Source organism: Streptomyces sp. NPDC088812 (assembly GCF_044750285.1).
Classification (GTDB): domain Bacteria; phylum Actinomycetota; class Actinomycetes; order Streptomycetales; family Streptomycetaceae; genus Streptomyces.
The window spans coordinates 45,842-69,042 of sequence record NZ_JBIVJP010000031.1 but is presented as its reverse complement, the minus strand read 5'-3'; the positions used below and the strand labels follow the sequence as shown (position 1 = coordinate 69,042).

Here is a 23,201-nt window from a genome sequence, read left to right as displayed (position 1 = left end):
TGGAAGGAGCTGGGCGAATGGATCGACGACGCGCGTGACTTCCGGGTCTGGCAGGAGCGGCTGCGGACGGCTCGCCGCAGGTGGCTGGCGGCCGACACCGATCGCGACCGCCGCCGCGCCCTGCTGAGCGGCGCCGGCCTGCGCAGGGCCGGGCAGTGGCTGCGTGACCGGGACGACTCGGTCAGGCAGCACGAACGTGACTTCATCGCGCTGCCCCGGCGCCGCCGCGCCAGGGTCCTCCGTGGAATTCAGCCCGGACGGCCGCATTCTCGCCGGCGGCGGCACCGGCGGCGGCGTCCGTCTGTGGAACACCGCGGTGTTCACCGATCCGCAGGCGACACTCTGCGCGCAGTTCGGCCGGCCCACGGACGAGATCTGGGAAAATACGCTCCCGGGGAGTCACCCCCTGCCGGGTGCGGCTGACCCCTGGGCGGGCCCGGTGCCGTCCGGCCGGTGTCCCGGCCGTCGGTGCGCGGCGTGCTCACGGCACGACGATCACGGCCTTCCCGCGGGCGTGGCCCCGCTCCACGTGGCGCACGCCCTCGGCCGCGTCGGCCAGACGGTAGGTCCGGTCGACCACCGGGGTGAGCCGGCCGGCCTCGATGAGCGTGGTGACGGCGAGCAGGTCCTGGTGGGTCGGCCCGGCAGGGGCCGCCGGGAGGATCGGGCGGAGCCGCTGCCGCACGAGCGTGTCGGCCGCCGCCAGCCGCAGCATCGAGCCCAGCGCCCCGAACACCCGGCCCGGCGAGCCGCCGCCGTTGGCCACCAGGGTCCCCGCCGGGGTGAGCGCCCGGCGCAGCCGGCTCAGCGGGCGGTTGCCCACGTTGTCCAGGATCAGGTCGTAGCGCACGCGCCCGTCGGTGAAGTCCTCCAAGGCGTAGTCGACGACGTGCGCGGCGCCCAGCGAACGCACCAGATCGGCGTTGCCGGCGCTGCACACCCCGGTGACCTCCGCGCCGAGGGCCGCGGCGATCTGCACGGCGAACGTGCCCACGCCGCCGCCGGCCCCGTTGACCAGCACCCGCTGCCCGGCCCGCGCCCGTCCCACGGTCCGGATGCCGCGCAGGGCGGTGACCGCCCCCATCGGCACGGCTGCCGCCTGTTCGAAGGTCAGTCCCGCAGGCTTGGCCACCAGCCAATCCGCGCTGGTGCGCGCGTACTCGGCGAACGAGCCCGGGCAGAAGCCCAGCACCTCGTCGCCGGGCCTCGGTCCGTGCACGCCGGCGCCGACCGCCTCGATCTCTCCGGCCGCGTCGATCCCGGCCACGCGGGACTTCGGCCGGGTCAGCCCGACGCCTCCCGACAGTCGTGCCACGTAGGGGTCGCCGCGCATCATGTGCCAGTCGTACGGGTTGAGGGCGGCGGCGCGCACCCGGACCAGCACCTGGCCGGCCCCCGCCTCGGGCCGGTCGGTGTCCGCGAGTCGCAGAATGCCGGGCGGGCCGAACCGCTCCTGGACGATCGCCTTCATCGGGCTCCCCCATCACCTCATACGGGGGTGTACGGCGTACACCTCTTGTCGCGGACGGTAGGTGTACGCCGTACACCCGTCAAGGCGTGCAGCGGGACGAGTTCGCGGCGGACCGTTCGGGCGGGTGCCACGGGGGCCGTTCGCCGAGGGGCCGTTCGCCGCGGGACGTTCGCCGCCGGGTCAGGGCGTGCCACGGAGCCGCTCGAGGCCGTCCAGCGTCAGGTCCAGAGCGAACTCGAACTCGAACTGGTCGTCGCAGCCCGAGCCGACGACGGAGTCCGGGTCATGGGCGACCGCCATGGCGAGTTCGGCGAGGTGGGGGTAGCGTGCGGCCATCTCCTGGGGCGGCATCGCGTCCGGATCCGGTTCGCGGTCGGGGGCGTCCTGGAAGAGCTCCTGGGAGAAGCCCAGCAGACGGCTTCCCATGACGTGCATCGCGTGATGGACCAGGCCGACCGAGAACCCTCCGGACCGAAAGGTCCCGATCATCGAGTCCAGGTACTCCATCACCGCCGGGGTCGGGACGGCCCGCGCCTTCATCCTCGACTCGATGACGCCGGGCGCCCACGGGTGGCGCAGCAGCATGCGCCGGGCCGACAGCACCCGCCGGCGCACGGCCGTCTTCCAGCCGATGCCGGCGTCCGGCGGATCGATCTCGCCCACGAGTACGTCGATCATGCCGTCCAGCAGCTCGTTCTTGTCGGTCACGTGCTTGTACAGCGCCATGGGCACGACACCGAGCGCGTGCGCGATCCTGCGCATGCTGAGCGCGTCGACCCCGCCCTCGTCGGCCAGCGCGACGGCGGCGCCCAGGATCCGCTCCCTGCTCAGGGGTGCGCGACGCCGTGCGGCGGTGTGGGCCTGCGTGGTCATGTCGGCCATCCCCTCTCCTACGGGCAGGACCCGGAGCCGACTGCACTTCACTCGACGTGTGTACAGCGTCCGCCCACCTTATGGTCTGGTCTCGTCACCGGTCAGGCACACCCGTGCACCGACCAGGCCGCCCCGCGGCTCCACCGGTTCCCGCAGGGGCTCGGGCAACGTCGACCGGTCGAGGACCGACGGGACGACCGCCCTGCGCCGTGGTAGGCCGCGCCGGCGGTAGGCCGCGCCACCGGCTCCGAGCCCGCGGGAGGCGAACCGCGTGCCCAGGACACGCACTCTCAGCAGTTGAGACGAAAACCAGATCGTGGCCGGTCAGCGGCACCGCGGGCGTATCATCACCGGACCGGTATCCGATCCGGGACAGTGAGGCACGTGATGACGACACCAGGCGCGACAGCGATGCGCATGCTCCGCATGTGGTGCTGTACCGGCGCGGTGCGTCGCGGCTGACGGCCCCTCCGGTCCCCCCTCCTCCCGGACCGTCCGCCCCAGCGCGGCACCGCGCCCCTCCCCACCGTGCCTGTCCGGTGCCCGTCCCGGTATCCGGACTTCCCTACCAGCCCTGTGGAGTTCCCCATGACCCTGCTGACGACCTGGTCCGAGTCGGGCCCGGAGACCCTGGTCCGCCGTACCTCCGACCCCGCCGAGATCGCGGCGGCCCTGGCGCCGATCGGTGTGCGCTACGAGCAGTGGCCGATCCGTGAGGACGTCCCCGCCGACGCCGACAGCGACACCGTCTTCGCCGCTTACGGCCCGGAGATCGAGCGCCTCAACGCCGAGGAGGGCTTCACCACCGTCGACGTCCTCGGCCTGCACCCCAGCGACGACCCGGAGTACCCGGTGAAGGCGAAGGCCGCCCGGGAGAAGTTCCTCCAGGAGCACACGCACGACGACGATGACGAGGTCCGCTTCTTCGTCTCCGGCTCCGGCATCTTCTACCTGCACGTGAACGGCGAGGTGCACGCGGTCTTCTGCGAGAAGGGCGACCTGCTGGGCGTGCCGCGCGGCACCACGCACTGGTTCGACATGGGCACCGAGCCGGCGTTCACCGCGATCCGCTTCTTCCACGAGGAGGACGGCTGGATCGGCAACTTCACCGGCTCCCCCATCGCCTCCCGCTTCCCGGACTACGACACCATCGCCGCGGGCTATGCCGAGGACAGGGCCGCCGCGTGAGCCTGCGCTTCGACGTGGACGCCGTGGTGCTCGACATCGAGGGCACCACGAGCGCCACCGGCTTCGTGGTGGACGTGCTCTACCCGTACTCGCGGGCGCGGTTCGGTGAGCTGCTGACGCGGCGCGCCGACGAGCCCGAGGTGGCGCGGGCGGTGGCGCAGGTGCGCGAACTGACCGGCGAGCACACCGCCGACGCGGCGGCCGTCGAGAAGACGCTGGGCACCTGGCTCGACGAGGACCGCAAGGCGACCCCGCTGAAGACCCTCCAGGGCATCATCTGGTCGGAGGGCTTCGCGCGCGGCGACCTCGTCTCGCACTTCTACGACGACGTCGTACCGGCCCTGCGCGCCTGGCGCGCGGCGGGCCTGCGGCTGTACGTCTACTCCTCCGGGTCGGTCGCGGCCCAGCGCGCGTGGTTCTCCTCGACACCCGAGGGCGATCTGCTGCCGCTGGTGGCCGGCCTGTACGACACGGAGAACGCCGGCCCCAAGCAGGAGCCGGAGTCCTACCGCCGCATCGCGGAGTCGGCGGGCCTGGCGCCCGGCCGGCTCCTGTTCCTCTCCGACCGTCCCGGCGAACTGGACGCGGCCCGCGCCGCGGGCTGGCACACCGTCGGCGTCCGGCGGCCCGGAGAGCCGTACTACGAGCAGGGCGTCGGCGACCACGCGCAGGCGGGGACGTTCGACGAGATCAGCGTCAACACCTCTGGGAGCACCGCATGACCGCCGACATCACCGCACGCGATCTGGAGGAGGCGGGGGCCGTCCTGGCCGCCGAGTCCGCCCGGTTCGCCTCCTTCGGCTGGATGCGGGGCACCTCCGGCAACCTGTCGGTGGTGCTCTCCCGCGACCCGCTGCGCCTGGCGGTCACCGCGAGCGGTCACGACAAGGGCGAGCTGACGCCCGCGGACGTGGTGCTGGTGGACGGACAGGGCGCGGCCGTGCAGGGCGGCAAGCCGTCCGCGGAGGCCGAACTGCACGCGCGGGTGGCCGCGCTGACCGGCGCGAACGCCGTCGTGCACGTCCACACGGTGGCGTCGGTGGCCCTGGGGCACCGCCACCCCGGCGGGATCGTCTTCAAGGACCTGGAGATGCTCAAGGGCGTCGGCCAGCCCGCGCACGACGTGGAGGTCACCCTGCCGGTCATCGCCAACAGCCAGGACATGAAGGTCCTCGGCGACCGCCTGGAGGCGGCCCGTGAGCCCCGGATGCCGGCGGTGGTCGTCGCCGGGCACGGGCTGTACGTGTGGGGCGACGACCCGCGTCAGGCCCGCCACCACACCGAGGTCGTGGAGTGGCTGCTGGAACTGGAACTCACCCGCCGCTGACCCCCGGCACACGTGGGCGAGGGCACCGGCCGACCGCCGGTGCCCTCGCCCACATACCGTCGGCCTGGGGCTCGCCCGCCGTCGGCCCGAGGCCTCGCGCAGCCGCCTTGCGGCTCGCGTGCCATCGGCCTGAGCCCGCCCGCAGCCGACTTACGGCTCGCCCGCCGTCGACCTGAGCCCGCCCGCAGCCGACCGGCGGCTCGCCCACCGTCGACCTGAGCCCGCCCGCAGCCGACCGGCGGCTCGCCCACCGTCGACCTGAGCCCGCCCGCAGCCGACCGGCGGCTCACCCGCGCCGGCCGGAGGCTCACGCGCGCCCTCTACCGCAGCCGGTCCCCCGGCAGTTCACCCGCCGACACCTCCAGCACGCCCCGCTCGGTGACCAGTCCGGTCACCAGGCGCCCCGGAGTGACGTCGAACGCCGGGTTGTGGCCGCGCGACCCGGCCGGCGCGGTGCGTACTCCGCCCCACTCCAGCACCTCGTCCTCGCCCCGCAGTTCGATGGGGATGGCGTCGCCGGTCGGGGTGGACAGGTCGACCGTGGTGGTCGGCGCCGCCACCAGGAAGGGGATGCCCGCGTCGGCGCAGGCGAGCGCCACTCCCACGGTGCCCACCTTGTTCGCCGTGTCGCCGTTGGCCGCGATGCGGTCGGCGCCGACGATCGCCGCGTCGACCAGCCCGCGCAGGATGGTCCCGGCCGCGGCGCCGTCGGCCTGGACGCGGTGCGGGATGCCCTCCTGGACCAGCTCCCAGGCGGTGAGGCGGGACCCCTGGAGCAGGGGGCGCGTCTCGTCGGCGTAGACGACCTCCAGCCGTGCGCGCGCGTGCAGTTCGCGGATCACGCCGAGCGCCGTGCCCCAGCCGGCCGTGGCCAGCGCGCCGGTGTTGCAGTGGGTCAGGATGCGCAGCGGCCGGTCCTCGCCGGCCTTCTTCAGCAACCAGTCGGCTCCGTGGGCGCCCATCGCGCGGTTGGCGTCGACGTCTTCGCGCTGGACGGCGGCCGCCTCCTGAAGGACCGCCTCCAGGCCCTCCTCGAAGCGGGTCATCACCCGGTCCACGCACACCATCAGGTTGACCGCGGTCGGGCGCGCCTCACGGATGCGGGCCACCTCCGCGCGCACCCGGTCCCCGGTCCATCCCTCGCGCTCGCCCTGGAGCATCGCGAGGGCGACCCCGTAGGCGCCGGCCGCGCCGATCGCGGGGGCGCCGCGCACCACGAGCCGCCGGATCGCGTCCACCAGGGTGTCCGTGTCACGGACGTCCACCGTCTCGGCGCGATGCGGGAGCAGGGTCTGGTCGATCAGCGCCAGGCCCGATCCGGTCCACTCGACGGCACGCAGTTCCTGGGACATTACGGGGCACTCCTGATCTTCCGATGGTGTCCGACACCGTACATGACCTGGACGAACCACAGTTCGAGACGATCGAGCAGATGTCCGGAAACGAGTGTTACAGTCCAGCCCCCGCATCTCGCGGGCCGAGACGACGAAGGAGGACGTGTGCTGCTCACCAGGCGCCGCTTCCTGGACTTCGGCCGCTGTGCGGGCGACGGCTGTCGCCGCTGACGCCGGCTCCACTCATTCCCTCACCGGCCCGCCCGGCTTCCCCACCCCCAGCCCGCGCGCGCCTCGCGCAGCGCCCCTTGCCGTACCCGGAAGGCTCCCGATGCACCGCAGACACCGCCGCTCCCTGCAACTGACCGCGCTCGCCGCCGGCACCGTGCTCCTCGCCACCGCCTGCAACGCGGCGGCGAAGAAGGACGACGCGTCCGCCTCCGCCGGGAGCAGCGGTACGTCCTTCACCCTCGTCACCCCCGACCCCGTCGGGCAGAACGAGTTCCTCAAGCTCGCCGTCGACGGTGTCGAGGCCGCGGCGAAGAAGCACGACGGCACGCAGAAGGTGTACCAGTCCTCGGACACCGCCTCCCAGCAGCAGAACGTCCAGGCCGCGGTGGACGCCGCGCCGGACGTCATCGTGCTGGTCGGCTTCGAGTTCGCCGACATCGTGGCGCAGCAGGCCGAGAAGAACCCCGAGCAGCAGTTCCTGATCATCGACGCCTGCACCACCAAGACCTTCAAGAACGTCAGCTGCGCGGTCTTCCGCGAGCACGAGGGCGTCTACCTGGCCGGCGCCGAGGCGGGCCTGCTCAGCAAGAGCGGCAAGGTCGGCGCGGTGGACGTGCTCGACACGCCCCAGTTCCGCCGGTACAGCGACCCGTTCGCGGCCGGCGCCAAGAAGGTCGCCGCCAAGACGGAGTCCTCCACGCGCTTCGTCGGCGGCCAGTCGCCCTTCGACGACTCCGCTCGCGCCAAGGAGCAGGCCAACACCCTGCTGTCCAAGGGCTACGACCACATCATGGCGGCCGCCGCGGCCGGCAACTACGGCGTCTTCGAGGCCGCCAAGGCCAAGGGCGCCTTCGCGTACGGCGTCGATGTCAACCAGTGCACCGCCGCGCCCGGCACGGTCGTCGACAACGTCATCAAGCGCACCGACGTCGCCGTGCAGGACGGCATCGAGACGGTGCTGGACGGCACGACCGGCACGACGGTCTCCTACGGCCTGAAGGAGGGCGGCATCAGCCTGACCGGCCTGGAGGACGGCGTCGACTCCTCCCAGTGCGTGATCGCCGACCACAAGGACGTGCTGACGAAGGTGAAGGCGCTGCGCGACCAGATCGTGTCCGGAGAGCTGAAGGTCGATGACCCGGCAGCGAGCTGACGACGGGACGGCGGTCGAGCTCCGGGGAATCACCAAGCGGTTCCCCGGCACGCTCGCCAACGACGCCGTCGACCTGACGGTCCGCCGCGGCGAGATCCACGCCCTGATGGGCGAGAACGGCGCCGGCAAGTCCACGCTGATGTCGGTCCTGTACGGCATGGAGCGCCCGGACGCCGGCACGATCCGGGTCGAGGGGCGCGAGGCGGTCTTCGCCAGCCCCGGCGCCGCGATGGCCGCCGGGCTCGGCATGGTCCACCAGAGCTTCAAGCTGTTCGACTCGCTGACGGTCGCCGAGAACGTCGTCTTCGCCGCCGAGCCGCGCCGCTTCGGCCTGGTGGACCGGGCCGCGGCCCGCCGCCGGGTGCGCGAACTGGCCGAGGAGCACGGGCTCGCCGTCGATCCCGAAGCCCGCGTCGGGGACCTGCCGGTGGGTCTGCGCCAGCGTGTGGAGATCCTCAAGCTGCTGCACCGCGGCGCGCGCACGCTCATCCTCGACGAGCCGACCGCCGTGCTCACCCCGGCCGAGGCGGACGCCCTGTTCGCGGTGCTGAAGTCGCTGGCCGCGCAGGGCCGTTCGGTGATCCTCGTCACCCACAAGCTGCGCGAGGTCCTCGAGGGCAGTGACCGGGTGACCGTGCTGCGCGACGGCCGGGTCGTCGCCCGGCTGATCACCGCCGAGACGTCCGCCGACGAGATCGCGGCCGCGATGACCGGCCGCGCGGTCGAGCTCGACCGGATCCACGCGCCGGGCACGCCCGGTGAGGTGGTCCTCGACGTGGCCGGGCTCGGCACGGACGCCGTGCACGCGGTCGACCTGACCGTCCGCGCCGGGGAGATCGTCGGCATCGCGGGCGTCGCCGGCAACGGGCAGAGCGAACTGGTCGAGGCCCTCGCCGGCCTCAGGCCCGTCACCGCCGGGCGGGTCGCACTCGCCGGGCAGGACGTCACCCACGCCTCGGCGGCCGAACGGCGCACCCGGGGCCTGGCGTACGTGCCCGAGGACCGGCACGCCGTCGGTACCGCGCCCGCCGCGTCGGTCGCGGACAACCTGGCGATGGGCCACCACCGCACGTCGCTGTCCACCCGCGGCATGCTGCCGCCCGCGGCGGTCCGGGCCCACGCGCGGCGCCTGGTCGAGCGCTTCGGCGTCAAGGCGTCCACCCCCGAGGTGCCCGCCTCCGCGCTGTCCGGCGGCAACCTGCAGAAGCTGCTGATCGGCCGCGAACTCGCCCATGAGGCACCGCTGCTGCTCGTCGAGCAGCCCACGCGCGGTGTCGACATCGGCGCCATCCAGAACATCCACGACCAGCTGATCGCCTACCGCGACGCCGGTCACGCCGTCCTCCTCGTCTCGGCCGAGCTGAGCGAGATCCGGGGGCTCGCGGACCGGGTGCTGGTCATGTACGAGGGCCGCGTCACGGCGTCGTACACCAAGCAAGAGGCGGACGAGCGGACGCTGGGGCTGGCCATGGCCGGCGGCGCCCTCACCGACCCCGCCCCGGCGGAGGCCGTCGACTGACATGACCAACCGCATCACCGGAGCCCTGCGCTCCCCCCTCACCTTCTCCGTGCTCGCCGGACTCGTCATCGGGGCGCTGTTCCTGCTCGGCACGGGCGCGAACCCGGTCACCGCGTACGGCGAGGTCCTGACCGGTTCGCTCGGCGGCGACGGCATCGGCTCGACGCTCACCACGGGGACGAGCGTGCTCGGCCTGGCGCTGGCGCTCGCCGTCCCGCTGCGGGCCGGGTTGATCAACCTCGGCGGCGACGGGCAGATGGTGCTCGGCGGCATCGCCGCCGCCGTCACCGGCCTCTACTCTCCGCTTCCCGCCCCGCTCACCGTGGCCGCCGCGCTCCTCGCCGGGATGGCGGCCGGCGCCGCGTACGCCGTGCTGGCCGCCCTGTGCGAGAACCAGTTCGGTGTCCCGCTGCTGGTCAGCAGCCTGTTGCTGAGCTACCCGGCGGTCTCGCTGGCCTCCTACCTGGCCCGCTATCCGCTCAAGGAGCCCGGTTCCAGCCTGCCGCAGACCCGCGCGCTGCCCGACGGGGTGGCCCTGCCCGCCTTCGGCGACTCGACGGTGACGGTGGGTCTGCTCCTCGTCGTCCTGGCGGCGGCCGCGTACTGGTTCACCGACCGGCGCACCGCGTTCGGCTACGAGATCCGCATGACCGGCCTCAACGCGCGCTTCTCCGCGTACGCGGGCGTCGAACGGCGCGGCCTGACGCTGAAGCTGATGTCCGTCTCGGGCGCGCTGTGCGGACTGGTCGGCGCCATCGGGGTGCTGAGCTTCCCCTACCGCTTCGTCGACGGCTCGCTGACCGCGCCCGGCTACACCTGGACCGGTCTGACGGCCGCCCTGCTGGCCGGGGCCGCCCCGATCGGCACGGTGATCGCCTCCTTCTTCTTCGCCGTCCTCCAGGTCGGCGGACTGGCGATGGAGCGCACCACCGAGGTGCCGCGCGAGCTGACACAGGTCCTCCAGGCCATAGTGATCGTGTTCCTCGCGGCCCGGCTGCGCTTCCCGCGCCGCCTGCTGCGGCAGCGGCAGAAGGAGACCGTGTGATGTTCTTCGACTCCGACCTGCTGATGTCGGCGCTGCGCGCGCTGACCCCGATCCTGCTGGCCGCGCTGGGCGGCGCCCTGTGCGAACGCGCGGGCGTGTTCAACATCGGCCTCGAGGGCATGATGCTGCTCGGCTGCTTCACGGCCGTGGCCACCAGCTGGTTCACCGGCAGCCCCTGGCTGGGGGTGCTCGCGGCGGCGCTGGCGGCGGCCGCGTACTCGCTGATCCTGGCCGTCGGGGCGGTCACCCTGCGGGGAGACGCGGTGGTGCTGGGCGTCGCCCTGAACCTGCTGGCCGTGGGCCTGACCAGCTTCCTGCTGCGCACGGTCTTCGGCGTGCAGGGCACCTTCGACGACCCCTCCCTCGCCGGTCTGCCGCTGATCGGCGGCTTCACCCCGCTCGCCTACCTGTCGTGGCTCGCCGTCGGCGTCGCCGCGCTGCTGCTGTCGCGGCACGTGTGGGGGCTGCGGCTGCGCGGGGTCGGTGAGGCCCCCGACGCGGCGGCCACGCTGGGCGTGAGCCCGGCGAAGTACCGGTACGCGGCGATCCTCGCCTCCGGCGTGCTGTGCGGCCTGGCCGGCGCCCAGCTCGCGCTCGGCAACGTCACCCTCTTCTCCGAGAACATGACGGCCGGCCGCGGCTGGATCGCGGTCGTCGCGGTCATGCTCGGGCGGGCCGCCCCGCTCGGCGTGCTGCTCGCCGCGCTGCTGTTCGGCCTCGCCGAGGCGGCCGGCTTCCGCCTCCAGGGCCTCGGCCTGCCGCAGCAGGCCACCGACGCCGCGCCGTACGTGGTCACGCTCGGCGCCCTCTTCCTCACGACGGCCCGCCGCCGTCGCCGTACCCGCACCACCGGAGCCGTCTCATGACGCAGGACCTGCTGCCCGTCACCCGCATCCCCCGCACCGGCCTCCCGGAGCGTGCGCTGGTCGTCGGCGACCCGGCGCGGGCCGCGACGGTCGCCGCGCTGCTCGACGGCGCCGAGGAGGTGTCGTACCACCGCGAGTACCGGGCGTTCCGCGGCGCCTGGAAGGGGCTGCCGGTCACGGTGGCCTCGCACGGGGTCGGCGCTCCGGGGGCGATCCTGCTGTTCCAGGAACTGGCGGACGCGGGCGTGCGCACGGTGCTGCGGTTCGGCACGGCGGGCGCGATGCGGCCGGGGGTCGCGGACGGCGACCTCGTCATCGCGGAGGCGGCCGTGCGCGACGACGGGGTGACCCACCAGCTGCTGCCGCCGGAGTACCCGGCCGTGTCCGCGCCGGAGGCGGTGTTCGCGCTGCAGCGGGCGGCCCGCGCGATCGGCGCCCCGCACCACCGGGGCCTGGTGTGGACGCGGGCCGCGTTCCAGCCGGGCCTGCTCCCGCTGTTCTCCTACGACGGCGCCGGGCTCGCCGCGATCGAGATGGAGCTGTCGGCGCTGCTGGTGACGGCCTCGCTGCGCGGCCTGGTCGCGGGCGGTGTGCTGGTCATCGACGGGGCGAACGCCGACGAACTCGTCGACGAGCAGGCCACCGGCGGTTACAACCCGCACCGGGACGTCGTCGCCGCCGGTGTGGAGCGGGGCGCCCTCGTCTCGCTGGAGGCGCTGCGGCTGCTGGCGGAGGAGGAGCGGGCGTGAGCATCGACCTGCTGGTCCGCGGCGGTGACGTGCTGACCGTGGACGACGCCGGGACCGTCGTCCACGACGGGGCGGTCGCCGTCCACGGGGGCGAGATCCTCGCCGTCGGCCCGGCACGGGACCTCGCGGTCCGCTACCCGGCGGACGAGGAGATCGACGCGACGGGCTGCCTCGTGCTGCCCGGCCTGATCAACGCGCACACCCACCTCGCGATGACGCTGCTGCGCGGCCGCGCCGACGACGTCACCCTCCAGGGCTTCCTGGAGCGGGTGCTGACCTGGGAGTCGGCACTGCTGGCGCCGGACAGCGTGGCGGCGGCGGTCCGGCTGGCCGTCGCGGAGAGCGTCCGCGCGGGGGTGACCTCGGCGCTCGACATGTACTGGTTCCACGAGGCGGCCGAGACGGTGGCCCGCGAGACCGGCTGGCGGCTGCACACCGGCCCCACCTTCATGGACGTCCCGGACCCGGCCGACGGCATCGCGTACGGGGAGCGGCTCGCGTGGGCGCGGCGGGACCTTCAGGCGCGGGGACCGGCCGGTCCCGGCCGCCGCCCGGTGCTCTTCGCGCACTCCGCCTACACCCTCACCCCGTGGCAGCTCACCGAGGTGTTCTCGCTGGCCCGGGAGTTCGGCGCGCTGATCCACACCCACGCGGCCGAGAACGCCGCCGAGGTCGCCACCGTCGAGGAGCGGTACGGCAAGCGGCCCGTCGAGCTGCTGGACTCACTCGGGCTGCTCGGTCCCGACGTACTGCTCGCGCACACCGTGGACCTGACCGGCCCGGAGATCGCGGCGCTGGCCCGCACCGGCACGTCGGTGGCCCACTGCCCGGTCTCGAACCTGAAGCTGGGCTGCGGCATCGCGCCGGTGCCGCAGCTGCTGGGCGCGGGCGTGACCGTGGGCCTCGGCACGGACGGAGCCGTCAGCTCCAACACGCTGGACGTCCTCGGCGCGGTGCGGCAGGCGGCGCTGGTGCACAAGGCGGGCGGTGACCCCACGGCGGTCGGCGCCGAGGAGGCCGTCCGCATGGCGACCGTCGGGGGCGCGCGGGCCCTCGGACTCGGCGGGCACCTGGGCTCGCTGGAGGCCGGCAAGCGGGCCGACCTGATCGTGCTCGACCTGCGCGCGCCGCACCTCCAGCCGCCGCACGACCCCTGGTCGACGGTCGCCTACGCGGCGCACGCGGCGGACGTACGGGACACGGTGGTCGACGGACGCGTCCTGATGCGCGACCGTGCGCTGACCACGATCGACGAGGCGGCGGCGCTGGCGGACGTCGCACGGCGCGTCGCGCGGGGCGTCGCGCAGGACTGACGGCGGGCCCGGAGGCCACGGGGGCACCGCTGGTGCCCCCGTGGCCTCCGGGCCTGAGCGTTTTCCAGGCCCCGGACCCCGCAGCCCCGCACTTTCCGGACCCCGCAGCCCCGCACTTTCCGGGCCCCGGGACCCCAAGGCCCCGGGCCCCCGGGCCTCAGCCGAACCGTTCGATGCGGATGCGGTCCACCGGCTGGCCCGCCGCCACCAGCAGCCGTGAGGCGTGCTCGGCGAAGGCGTTGGAGCCGCACACGTACGCCTCCCACCCGCCGACGGGCGGCTCGGCCATGAGCGGCGCCAGGTGCGCGGCCGTCAGCCGTCCCACCGGTACGCCGTCCGGCGCGCTGCGGGTGAACACCGGTGTCGTCTCCGCACCGTACTCCCGCGCGTAGATCAGCTCCTCGGGGCTCCGCGCGGACACCAGCAGCCGCAGCGGCACGCCGAGCCCCCGGGCGCGGTGGTGCCGCACCATCGACATCAGCGGTACGACTCCGGAGCCCGCGCCGACCAGCAGCGCGGGCCGGTCCCCCGGCCAGGCGAAGAAGCCGCTCAGCGGCCCGCGCACCTGCACCCGGTCGCCGACCCGGGCCTCGGTGTGGAACCACCCGGACACCTCGCCGCCCTCGACGTGGTCCAGGGTCAGCTCGATGTGCCCCGGCTCGTCGGGCGCGGACGCGATCGAATAGTGCCGCTGGGCCGTGTAACCGTCCGGGGCGGTCAGCCGCAGCATCAGGTGCTGGCCGGGCAGGTGCCCCGCCCAGGCGGGCACGGCGAAGCGGAACGTGGCCGCCGCGGGCGTCTCGCGGCGGATGCCGGTGAGCGTGGCGGTCTGCCACAGGGCCGCCGCCCGGTTGCTCACGGCGATCCGCCCGGGCACGGCGAAGCGCGTGGACGGCACGAAGGATGCCTCGGCCAGGGCCTCGGCCAGGATCGGCTCAGTCACCGGAGTACCTCTGCTCCTCCCAGGGGTTGCCGCGGGCGTGGTAGCCGTTCTGCTCCCAGAAGCCCGGCTCGTCGTGGTCGAGGATCCTGAGGCCCGCGATCCACTTGGCGCTCTTCCAGAAGTACAGGTGCGGCACCAGCAGCCGGGCCGGTCCCCCGTGCTCCGGCGGGAGCGGCCGGCCGTCGTACTCCCAGGCGATCCAGGCACGCCCGCCGGTCACGTCCGCGAGCGGGAGGTTGGTGGTGTAGCCGGTGTGCGCGTAGGCGACGACGTGGGTGGCGGAGGGCAGGGGGCGCACCGCGTCGAGGAAGGTGTCCAGGGACACGCCCCCGAACCGCACGCCGAACTTCGACCAGCTGGTCACGCAGTGGATGTCGCCCTCGTACGCCGACGCGGGCAGCGCGTGCGCCTGGTCCCAGGTCCAGGTGCGGGGCTCGGCGACCAGTCCGTCGATGCGGAAGGTCCAGTCGGCGGCCCCCAGGTCGGGCGTGACCTCGGCGGACAGGACGGGCCAGTCGTCGCCCGCGTCGTACTGGCCGGGCGGCAGCCCGGGGTCGGACACGCGCGGGCGCCCGGTGAAGCCTCGGGTGATGTTCATGCGGGTGGTGCCTGCCTCCGTAGCGGCGTCTGCTCGTTTTCCTCCCCCATCTAACCGCACCCGGATGGCACCCGTGTGCCGCCCTCGCCCCCGGACCGCGTGGCCGCGCGTCCACCGGCCGCACGCCCGGAGGCGGTGGCCCGCGGAGCGGCCGAGCACCCTCCCGGCGTCTCACATCGCGATATGAGGTTTCCGAAACATAAGATGCCTGAGATCGTTCATGCTGTCCGCCCAGTGCGCGCGGCCTTTCGGCGAGGGGAGGCGTGCGCGGGTCCGGGCCCTCGGCACCCGATCTGCACCTCGCGCGAAAGACCCGAGCTATGCCCGCACCAGCCACCGGCTCAGCACCGACACCCGTCAACCCGCGTTCCCGCGTGCTCATGGCCAGTCTAATTGGCACGACCATTGAGTTCTACGACTTCTACATCTACGCGACCGCCGCAGTACTGGTCTTCCCCTCACTCTTCTTCCCCGGCGGTGACCCGACCACGGCGCTGCTGTCGTCGTTCGCGGTCTTCGGCGCCGCGATGGTCGCCCGCCCGATCGGCGCCGTGTTCTTCGGACACCTCGGCGACCGGCTCGGCCGCAAGAAGACGCTGGTGGTCTCGCTGCTGACCATGGGCATCGCCACGTTTCTCATCGGTGTCGTGCCCACGTACGCCCAGATCGGCTGGGTCGCCACCGCGCTGCTGGTGCTGATGCGGCTCGCGCAGGGCTTCGCGCTCGGCGGTGAGTGGAGCGGTGCGGCACTGGTCGCGACGGAGAACGCCCCCCGCGGCAAGCGCGCCCTGTACGGCACCTTCCCGCAGCTGGGCGCCCCGCTCGGCTTCATCATCGGCAACGGCCTGTTCCTCGTCATCGGAGCGCTGCTGCCGTCCGGGGCGGGTGCCGACCCCACGCAGCCCTCCGACGCCTTCCTCAGCTGGGGCTGGCGCATCCCGTTCCTGTTCTCCGCCGTCATGGTGGCGATCGGGCTGTGGGTGCGCTCACGGCTGGTGGAGTCGACCGTCTTCGCCAAGACCCGCGAGGCCGGGAAGGTGCGCAAGCTGCCGCTGGCCACCGTGGTCCGCAGCCACTGGAAGCAGCTGATCCTCGGCACCTTCTTCATGCTGGCGACGTACGTCCTCTTCTACCTGATGACGACGTTCTCGCTGAGCTACGGACGCACCGCGAAGGACGCCGCCGTGCCCGGTCTGGGCTACAGCTACACCACGTTCGTCATGATGATGATCTTCGGGGTGCTGTTCTTCGCCGTCTTCACCCTCGTCTCCGGCCCGCTCGCCGACAAGTACGGACGGCGCACCACCCTGATCTGGATCACTGCCGCGATCGTGGTCTTCGGACTGGTCTGGGTGCCCCTCATCGGTCTGGGCACGCTCGGCGTGGTGCTGTGGCTCGTGCTGGGCTTCACCCTGATGGGCATGACGTTCGGGCCGATGGGCGCACTCCTGCCCGAGCTCTTCCCGACGAGCGTGCGCTACACGGGATCCGGCATCTCGTACAACGTCAGCTCCATCCTCGGTGCGGCCGTCGCCCCCTTCATCGCGGTCGCGCTGTGGGAGACCGGCGACGGCTCGCCGTGGCCGGTCGGCGTCTACCTGTCCTCGATGGCCGTGCTGACGCTGATCGCCCTCCTCCTCGGCAAGGAGACCAAGGACGTCTCCCTGGACGACGGCGAGGCCGCCTCCGACGGCGACGACGCCCTCGCCACGGCCCGCCGCTAGCCGGGATCCGCGTTCGGACGGATCTCGCCCGACGCAGGAACGACGTGAGCCAAGACCGCCGCCTCACCGGAGGTGGCGGTCTTCTCGTAGCGGCCGGCGTTCCGTGTCGGGCGAGGTCGTGACGGGTACCGGGAACGGGCCGGGGGGAGTCCCCGTAGGGAGGAAGCATGCTCTCGGACACGTCACGTCCCGTCGTCATCGCGACCCTGCCCGTGGTGGCCGACCACATCGGCGAGATCGCCCAGCGCTTCTACCGCAGGCTTTTCGCCGAGCATCCCGAGCTCCTGGACGGCGTCTTCAACCGCGGCAACCAGGTGCACGGCCAGCAGCAGCAGGCGCTGGCGGGCTCGGTGGCCGCGTTCGCGACGACCTTGGTGGAGACGCCGGAGCGGGTGCCGGAGCAGCTGCTGCGGCGGATCGCGCACAAGCACGCCTCGCTCGGCATCCGCCCGGACCAGTACCAGGTGGTCCACGACCACCTGATGTGGGCGGTCGGCGACGTGCTCCAGGACGCCGTCACCCCGGAGGTCGCCGCGGCCTGGGACGAGGTGTACTGGCTGATGGCCAACGCCCTGATCAACCAGGAGCGCGGCCTCTACAGCGCCCGAGGGGTCCGGCCGGAGACGGTGTGGCGGGACTGGCAGGTGGTGCGGAGGATCCAGGAGACCGACGAAGTGGTCACCTTCGTGGTCAAGCGGATCGACGACCGCCTGGTGAAGACCTCGCTGCCGGGCCAGTACGTCACGGTGCGCATGCGCATGCCCGACGGCAAGCTCCAGCCCCGCCAGTACAGCCTGACGCGTGCCGACGACGGGGAGCACCGCCAGTTCTCGGTGAAGCGGGTGCGGGGCGCGGGCGGGGATCCCGACGGCGAGATGTCGACGCTGCTGCACGACTCCGTGGGCGTGGGTGACACGCTGACGCTGTCACTGCCCTACGGCGACGTGGTGCTCGACGACTCGGGGCGGCCGGTGGTGTTCGCGAGCGCCGGCATCGGCATCTCTCCCATGGCGGGCATGCTGTCCCACCTGGTCGCGGCCGAGGCCGGGCTGTCGATCACCGTGCTGCACGCCGATCTCGACGAGGCCTCCTTCCCGCTGCGGCGGCAGGTGGTCAACGACGTCCTGGCCTTGCGGAACGCGCGGATGTTCCTGTGGTACGAGCAGGGCGCGCACAGCCTCGAGCCGGTGGACGGGGTCTTCGAGGGGCTCCTGGAGCCGTCGGCCGTCGACCTGGCCGGGGACGCCCTCTACTACCTGTGCGGACCGCTGCCGTTCATGCAGGCCGTCCGCAGCCGCCTGATCGAGCGGGGCGTGGCCCCGCAGGACATCCAGTACGAGGTGTTCGGCCCCGACCTGTGGCAGGCGGACACGGACTGACCTCAGGACGCCTCAGGGACTGACCTTGGGACGTCTCCTGGCCGGGCCGACCCCGGGCCGGCTCCGGGCCGGGCGGACACCGGGAATGTGGCGCACGTAACGCGCCAAAAACCTAGTAACCACAAGCCATTCGGTTCATCATCACTTCGCGTGCGCACGTACACGCCACCGGGCGCACCCGGCGATGCCCACGCCCCACCGACGAGACCGGACGGAGCCGTCACCCCGATGACCACGACCCAGCGCCTCGACAACGACGAGACCCGCGACGACGAATGGGCCGGCCCGGCTCGTTTCCTGCCACCGGTCGATCCCGTGGTGAGCCCGGACGGCAGCCGGCACTACGCCGGGGTGACGTACGCGGTCGCGTTCGGCTACCGGCCTCTGCAACTGGACCTCTGGGTGCCGGCCGGCGCCGAACGGCCGCCGCTCGTCGTGTGGATCCACGGCGGGGGCTGGATGTTCGGCGATCGGCGCATCCTGCCGGAGACGCTGCGCCCCGGCCAGATCTTCGACGAACTGCTCGCTGCCGGCCTCGCCGTCGCCACGATCGACTACCGGCACGCGCTGGAGGCGCCCTTCCCGGCCCAGTTGCACGACGCGAAGGCGGCCGTCCGGTATCTGCGCGCGTACGCCGACGAGCTGGGGATCGGCACCTCGCGCGTCGCGGTCGCGGGTGAGTCCGCGGGCGGCCACCTCGCCGCCCTCGTCGGTCTGACCGCCCACCGTTCCGACCTGGAGGGCTCGCACGGCGTCGTCGGCCCGTCGAGCGCCGTCGACGCCGTCCTCGACTGGTACGGCGTCGCCGACCTGTCCACCATGCCGCGGATGCAGCCGCCGCCGGAGGTCCTCGCCAAGCTGCCGGAGGAACTGCGCACCCCGCCCGAGGACCAGATCGTCCGCGGGCTCGACGACCGGGGCCGGGCCGACGCCAGTCCGATCACGCACGTCACCGCGGACGCCCCGCCGTTCCTGCTCGTGCACGGCACCGCCGACTGGCTCGTGCCCTACGCGCAGAGCGAGGCGCTCGCCGCCGCGCTCACCGCGTCCGGGGTACCGGCCCGGCTGGTGCCCGTGGACGGCGCCGGACACATCTTCACCGGATGCGCCGACGTGGACGCCGTCGTCCGCCTGTCGGTGGACCACCTCGCCGAAGCACTGCTGGACACCCGGGCCTACGGCGCGTCGTCCCGGGACGTCGGTGACAGCCTCGCCCTGGCCCGGAGAGGTCCGCGCCAGGGGAGGTGCTCACGACGACCAGGAAGGTGAACCGCCTGAACACCCCGCCCCGGCCGGGGTGTTCAGGGGCCGGTGTTGAAGCCCTTGTCCAGGTAGGGGTGTTGGTCGACGACGAAGCCGTCGTGTACCAGGCGGGCGATGCCGCCCTGGTCACGCCAGACCTCCTGGGCGGAGCCGAAGGAGAATCCGCCGGATTCCTGGTGGTTCTGGTTGGTGTAGACCCGGTAGCGCTGGCCGGGCTGGATGAGCGTGCCCGGCGGGAAGGCGTAGGTGTGCCCGGTGGGCTTGGACTCCACGATCCAGTCGGTCAGGTCCTGGGGTGCGGCGCCCTTGTTGAAGATCTCGACGTACTCGTCGGGCTGGCCCGCGCCGGTGCCCAGGTAACGCAGGCCGGAGATGATCACGTCGGGCTCGTCGAGCGTGAACATGCAGACGACCTCGGCGAAGTTGATTCCGCCCTCGGGGCTGCGGAACTGCCGAACGATCTGGCCGTTGCGCTTGAACCCGCTCAGGACCGCTCGGTACTGCTTGCCGTCGATCGTGACGGGCTGGGGGTGGACGAAGGTCTCCAGGTCGACCAGGTCGTCGTCCGCGGGACTGCTGTTGGTGGTGTTGGGTGTCTCGTTGTGGTGGAAGCTGAAGTCGAGGTCGGTCGTGCTGCCGTCCTCGAACATGACGTTGACCCTGAGCTGGACGTCGAACTGGGACGGGCTGACGTTGGTGGGCAGATTGCGGTGCACGAAGGTACCGACGACGAACTCGGTGCCGTCGAGCTGCACGTCCGCGGCCGCACCGCGGAACTGGTACCCGCTCTGGGAGCCGCTGCTGCCCCACCTGACGTCAGGGGTGCCGAGCCCGTCGACCGGGGAGATGGCCGGGGTGGTGGCCGGAAAGACGCCTGAGGTGACGACGGTGGTCATGGTGTCTGGCTCCTGCTCTCTCAGTCCTCGTCCTCGATGACCTCGGCCTTGAGTTTGGCCGGTGGCGCGGTGCCGACCTGAGCGACGCCGTCGGTGTGGCGGCCCAGGGCCGCGCCGTCGACGGCCTCCAGGCCGCAGGTGTACACGATGCAGTCCTTGTCCTGATCGGTCGTGTTCAGGTGGACGTGGTAGGTGAAGGTCAGCGTGCGCCCGTCGTCGCCGACCTTGGCCTGGACGGGCGGGAGGCTGCCGCCGGTCGTCTGGTTGATGCGCTTGTACTGGGCGCCCACCGTGCCGTTCCAGCGGAATCCGGTGGGGGCCGTGAAGACGTGCTCGCGTTCCCCCGCGTCGACGGTCTCGCTCCAGTTCGGGGTGCGGACACAGATGTTGATGGTGGCGCCGAGGCCGCCGGGGGCGTCCTCGACCCCGCCCTCCTGCCACACCACGAGGTCCAGCTTCTGCGCACGGCCCTGTTCGTAGCCCCAGTCGTAGCCGTTGGCGTACTGGTCCTTCTCGCCGCGCGTGCCGTCGCGCGGGGGGTCGGCGTACGGGCGTCCGGCGAGCGCGTCGGCGCGTCCCTGGTCCTCTCCCCGTTTGTAGGCCTGCTTCTTCGCGGACTGCACGTCGGTGGTCATCTCCGGGTCCTCCTGGGGCTGTGATCGAGAGCGTGCGGTGGAGAGGGAGCCTTGGGCGCGGTCACCCCCCTGCCCACGGGTGGCGGGCAGGGGTGTCCGGCCTGCCTGTGGCGGGCCGGACCTGGCGCCGCCGTGCCGCGTCGTGCACGGAGCGCGGGATGCCGTGGGGCGGAGTGAAAGGGGGCGGAACGCCGAGTGCCGCCTCGGCTCCGGGCAGTGCGTCGCTCGGACGACGAACGGTATGCACAGGGCCGTACCTCTGGGTCCATGGTTAGCCGGTGCGCGCGGGCGGTATGCCGTCGTTCCCCCGTTCGGTGGCGCGGGATCGATTCTGCGTCGCTGGTTCGGGTGGAGCGGAGGCACGCGGGGGCGCACGGATGCCGAGCGCGGCAGTCCGCGTCCGCCGCAGCCGTCGGCGTCCCGCGGCGGTGCGCCTCCGCCGGAACCCGGGCCGCAGCCCGTCCCGGGGTGCTCTTCCCTCGTGCGGGTGGAGCGGTCGGTGCGCTGCTCCTGCGGGTGCGGCCCGGCCGGTATGCAGGGGATGCCGGAGACGGATCGGACACAGGAGACGACGGACATGCGGGTGACGAGGGTGACGAGGGTGTGGAAGGTGACAGGGGCCGCGCAGGGGCCGCTGTGGCGGCGCCGGGCGGTGACGGCGTGACGGCGAAGGCCCCGGCCCCCGAGCGGGCGTCCGTTCCCCCGGACGGGCAGGACCCGCTGGTCACCGTGGCCGGGAGCGGCACCGCCGGATTCCGCGGGGACGGAGGGCCGGCGCCGGAGGCTCAACTGGCCTTTCCCGCCGATGTGGCCGTGGGACAGGCGGGTGTCTTCATTGCCGATCACGCCAACCACCGGGTCCGCCGGGTCGACGGCTCCGGTGTGCTCACCACGGTCGCCGGGGACGGGCTGCGGGGCTTCGCCGGGGACGGCGCGGAGGCGGTGCGGGCCCGTCTGGGCTTCCCGGCCGCCCTCGCGGTCGACGCGGACGGGGGCGTGCTCATCGCCGACGAGATGAACCACCGGGTCCGCCGGATCGACTCCTCGGGCGTCATCACCACGGTGGCGGGAGACGGGTGCCGCGGCGGCGACGGCGACGGCGGCCCCGCCGTCCGCGCCCGGCTGGACGCCCCCTGCGCCCTGGCCGTGGACGGCGCGGGGACCCTGTACATCGGCGAAGCGGGTACTCCCCGGGTGCGCAGGGTCGGCGCGGACGGTGTCATCGGCACGGTCGTCGACGCATCCGGGCGTGGTGGTGCGGCGGACGCGGGCGAGGCGTTCCTGCCCGCGGGTCTCGCGGCCGATGCGTCGGGGCACCTGTACATCGCCGACCCGGTGGGTCGCCGGGTGCTGCTGCTGGGCGCGGACGGGACACTGCGGGTGCCGGCGGGGCCGCCGCACGGGAACGGCGGCGCGGCGGTCGACTGGGGTGCGCCGTGTGCCGTGGCGGTCGACGTGCAGGGGGCCGTCTACGTCGCCGACATGACCGGGCACCGCGTGTGGCGGCTGTCCGGCGGAGCCGCCCGCGTCGTCGCGGGACCGGCCCTGTCGGCTGGTGAGCAGGCTGCCGACGGGACGGCGGAGACCGCCGTCGGCCGCGCGCTGGCCTATCCGTGCGGTCTGGCCGTGGACCCGGCCGGGCGGCTGCTGGTGGTGGACAACTTCCACCACCGGATCGCGGCCCTGCCCCTGACCGGCGCTCTGCCCGAGGCCACCGATCCCGAACCGGTCACTGATCCGGAACCGGCCACCGATCAGGAACCGGTCACTGATCCGGAACCGGTCACTGATCCGGAAGGGGCCACCGGCCCGGAACCGACGGATACGGATCCGGATCAGATCACCGATCCGGAACCGGCCCTCGATCCGGAAGCGGACGGGAAACCGGAAGCGGACGGGAAGCCGGAAGCGACGGATGCAGATCCGCCCCCGGTCAGGGATCGCGAACCGGACGGCGGAGCCGGAGGTGCTCAGGACGCCGGCCGGGACGCCGCCGCGGCGACGGCCGCGCGACTGCTGGTTCGCCAGGAAGTCGGGGTGGAACTGCCGCGCGGAGGCAGTGAGTTGATCCACGTGCGGGTCTCGTCCGCCGATGTCTGGGATCCCGGGCGGGTGGAGCACCGCTTCACCGCTCCGACGGGTCTCTCCTTCGACGGCCGGGTGACGTGCGCGTACTACTACGCCGACGGGTCCGTGGCTGCCGCCGCGGAGCCGACGGCGGCGGTGCGGGAGGGTGGCAGGTCGCTGTCCGTGGTGGACGAGCCCCGTCTGAACACGCCCGGCCGTTCGGCGGCCGCCCTGGTGTACACCCTCGGCGTGCGGGCCGCAACGGATGCCGAGCCGGGCCGGTACACCGACGGACGAGCGGTGATCGCGGGCCGGCCGGAAGTACGGCTGAGAGCAAGCGTCCTCGGGGACGACGAGGATTAGGGCGCCACTCCCCCACGCCACACCCGGCCATGCCCGGCCATGCCCGGCCGCGCCGCGCGGGAGGTCCGGGAGGTCCGGGAGGTCCGGGAGGTCCGGGAGGTCCGGGAGGTCCGGGAGGTACCGGCGGTGCAGGAGGCACCGGAGGGACGCCCCCAGCGCGTCGGCGCCCTCCCGTGCCGCACGGTCGCAGGCCTTACGGTCCCGTCCACCGGCGTCGGCGGGGCGCCGCGACCGAGAGCCGGACGGCCCGGGAAGGACGCGCCC

General features: G+C 73.2%; 20 protein-coding genes. 13 read left to right on the top strand and 7 right to left on the bottom strand.

Translation table 11 applies throughout. The annotated features are described in order from the left end of the window. Positions 1-481 precede the first annotated feature (481 nt). Together ACIP67_RS39035 and ACIP67_RS39030 are read right to left on the bottom strand one after the other, a co-directional pair. The gene (locus ACIP67_RS39035) at positions 482-1,471 is read right to left on the bottom strand and encodes an NAD(P)-dependent alcohol dehydrogenase (protein WP_401698410.1); all 990 of its coding nucleotides are present in this window, start codon (positions 1,469-1,471) and stop codon (positions 482-484) included. A 180-nt stretch (positions 1,472-1,651) separates the two neighbouring features. Continuing rightward, on the bottom strand, positions 1,652-2,353 hold the full coding sequence (locus ACIP67_RS39030) for a TetR/AcrR family transcriptional regulator (protein ID WP_401698409.1): 702 nt from the start codon (positions 2,351-2,353) through the stop codon (positions 1,652-1,654). 579 nt (positions 2,354-2,932) lie between these two features. Between ACIP67_RS39030 and ACIP67_RS39025 the strand changes: the two genes are divergently transcribed. Genes ACIP67_RS39025 through mtnB form a run of 3 tightly spaced genes read left to right on the top strand, consistent with a single transcriptional unit; the run spans position 2,933 to position 4,859 of the window. Continuing rightward, on the top strand, positions 2,933-3,532 hold the full coding sequence (locus ACIP67_RS39025) for a 1,2-dihydroxy-3-keto-5-methylthiopentene dioxygenase (protein ID WP_401698408.1): 600 nt from the start codon (positions 2,933-2,935) through the stop codon (positions 3,530-3,532). Next, the gene (gene mtnC, locus ACIP67_RS39020; RefSeq protein WP_401698406.1) at positions 3,529-4,254 is read left to right on the top strand and encodes an acireductone synthase; all 726 of its coding nucleotides are present in this window, start codon (positions 3,529-3,531) and stop codon (positions 4,252-4,254) included. Before ACIP67_RS39025 ends, mtnC begins: the two co-directional genes overlap by 4 nt. Then, positions 4,251-4,859 carry a methylthioribulose 1-phosphate dehydratase gene (gene mtnB / locus ACIP67_RS39015; protein ID WP_401698404.1) on the top strand — a complete coding sequence of 203 codons (609 nt, stop codon included), beginning with the start codon at positions 4,251-4,253 and terminating at the stop codon, positions 4,857-4,859. Before mtnC ends, mtnB begins: the two co-directional genes overlap by 4 nt. Positions 4,860-5,179: 320 nt before the next feature. Here the strand turns inward: mtnB and mtnA are convergent, their stop codons facing one another. Next, positions 5,180-6,211, bottom strand: coding sequence for an S-methyl-5-thioribose-1-phosphate isomerase (mtnA, locus tag ACIP67_RS39010; protein WP_401698403.1), 1,032 nt, complete (start codon positions 6,209-6,211; stop codon positions 5,180-5,182). Positions 6,212-6,524: 313 nt separating this feature from the next. On the opposite strand from mtnA, the gene ACIP67_RS39005 reads away from it, so the two are divergent. From ACIP67_RS39005 to ACIP67_RS38980, 6 genes are read left to right on the top strand one after another with little or no spacing between them, the layout of a single operon-like run. Then, positions 6,525-7,577, top strand: a complete 1,053-nt coding sequence (locus tag ACIP67_RS39005; RefSeq protein ID WP_401698401.1) for a BMP family ABC transporter substrate-binding protein — start codon at positions 6,525-6,527, stop codon at positions 7,575-7,577. Continuing rightward, positions 7,558-9,096 (top strand): ABC transporter ATP-binding protein, encoded by a 1,539-nt coding sequence (locus tag ACIP67_RS39000; RefSeq protein ID WP_401698399.1) that lies wholly within the window; start codon positions 7,558-7,560, stop codon positions 9,094-9,096. Before ACIP67_RS39005 ends, ACIP67_RS39000 begins: the two co-directional genes overlap by 20 nt. Before the next feature lies 1 nt (position 9,097). Next, positions 9,098-10,141, top strand: a complete 1,044-nt coding sequence (locus tag ACIP67_RS38995) for an ABC transporter permease (RefSeq protein ID WP_401698397.1) — start codon at positions 9,098-9,100, stop codon at positions 10,139-10,141. After that, a complete protein-coding gene (locus ACIP67_RS38990) occupies positions 10,141-11,007 on the top strand; it encodes an ABC transporter permease (RefSeq protein ID WP_401698395.1) in 867 nt (288 codons plus the stop codon). The genes ACIP67_RS38995 and ACIP67_RS38990 overlap by 1 nt, the downstream gene beginning before the upstream one ends. After that, positions 11,004-11,756, top strand: coding sequence for a nucleoside phosphorylase (locus ACIP67_RS38985; RefSeq protein ID WP_401698393.1), 753 nt, complete (start codon positions 11,004-11,006; stop codon positions 11,754-11,756). The genes ACIP67_RS38990 and ACIP67_RS38985 overlap by 4 nt, the downstream gene beginning before the upstream one ends. Next, the gene (locus tag ACIP67_RS38980; protein WP_401698391.1) at positions 11,753-13,069 is read left to right on the top strand and encodes an amidohydrolase; all 1,317 of its coding nucleotides are present in this window, start codon (positions 11,753-11,755) and stop codon (positions 13,067-13,069) included. The genes ACIP67_RS38985 and ACIP67_RS38980 overlap by 4 nt, the downstream gene beginning before the upstream one ends. Positions 13,070-13,226: 157 nt before the next feature. Here the strand turns inward: ACIP67_RS38980 and ACIP67_RS38975 are convergent, their stop codons facing one another. Both ACIP67_RS38975 and ACIP67_RS38970 read right to left on the bottom strand, forming a co-directional pair. Next, on the bottom strand, positions 13,227-13,997 hold the full coding sequence (locus tag ACIP67_RS38975; RefSeq protein WP_401698466.1) for a ferredoxin reductase: 771 nt from the start codon (positions 13,995-13,997) through the stop codon (positions 13,227-13,229). A gap of 7 nt (positions 13,998-14,004) precedes the next feature. Then, entirely contained in the window at positions 14,005-14,610 is a 606-nt protein-coding gene (locus ACIP67_RS38970) for a sulfite oxidase-like oxidoreductase (RefSeq protein ID WP_401698390.1), read from the bottom strand. Positions 14,611-14,930: 320 nt separating this feature from the next. Here ACIP67_RS38970 and ACIP67_RS38965 point away from each other — a divergent pair, with 320 nt between their 5' ends. The 3 genes from ACIP67_RS38965 to ACIP67_RS38955 all read left to right on the top strand — a co-directional run bounded on the left by ACIP67_RS38965 (position 14,931) and on the right by ACIP67_RS38955 (position 18,982). Continuing rightward, positions 14,931-16,334, top strand: coding sequence for an MFS transporter (locus tag ACIP67_RS38965; RefSeq protein ID WP_401698388.1), 1,404 nt, complete (start codon positions 14,931-14,933; stop codon positions 16,332-16,334). 167 nt (positions 16,335-16,501) lie between these two features. After that, on the top strand, positions 16,502-17,713 hold the full coding sequence (locus tag ACIP67_RS38960) for a globin domain-containing protein (protein ID WP_401698387.1): 1,212 nt from the start codon (positions 16,502-16,504) through the stop codon (positions 17,711-17,713). Positions 17,714-17,941: 228 nt separating this feature from the next. Beyond that, the gene (locus tag ACIP67_RS38955; protein WP_401698386.1) at positions 17,942-18,982 is read left to right on the top strand and encodes an alpha/beta hydrolase fold domain-containing protein; all 1,041 of its coding nucleotides are present in this window, start codon (positions 17,942-17,944) and stop codon (positions 18,980-18,982) included. A 32-nt stretch (positions 18,983-19,014) separates the two neighbouring features. Here the strand turns inward: ACIP67_RS38955 and ACIP67_RS38950 are convergent, their stop codons facing one another. Both ACIP67_RS38950 and ACIP67_RS38945 read right to left on the bottom strand, forming a co-directional pair. Continuing rightward, on the bottom strand, positions 19,015-19,872 hold the full coding sequence (locus tag ACIP67_RS38950; RefSeq protein ID WP_401698384.1) for a choice-of-anchor K domain-containing protein: 858 nt from the start codon (positions 19,870-19,872) through the stop codon (positions 19,015-19,017). A 20-nt stretch (positions 19,873-19,892) separates the two neighbouring features. Next, positions 19,893-20,507, bottom strand: a complete 615-nt coding sequence (locus ACIP67_RS38945; RefSeq protein ID WP_401698383.1) for a hypothetical protein — start codon at positions 20,505-20,507, stop codon at positions 19,893-19,895. A gap of 660 nt (positions 20,508-21,167) precedes the next feature. On the opposite strand from ACIP67_RS38945, the gene ACIP67_RS38940 reads away from it, so the two are divergent. After that, on the top strand, positions 21,168-22,937 hold the full coding sequence (locus ACIP67_RS38940; protein WP_401698382.1) for a serine/threonine protein kinase: 1,770 nt from the start codon (positions 21,168-21,170) through the stop codon (positions 22,935-22,937). Positions 22,938-23,201 lie beyond the last annotated feature (264 nt).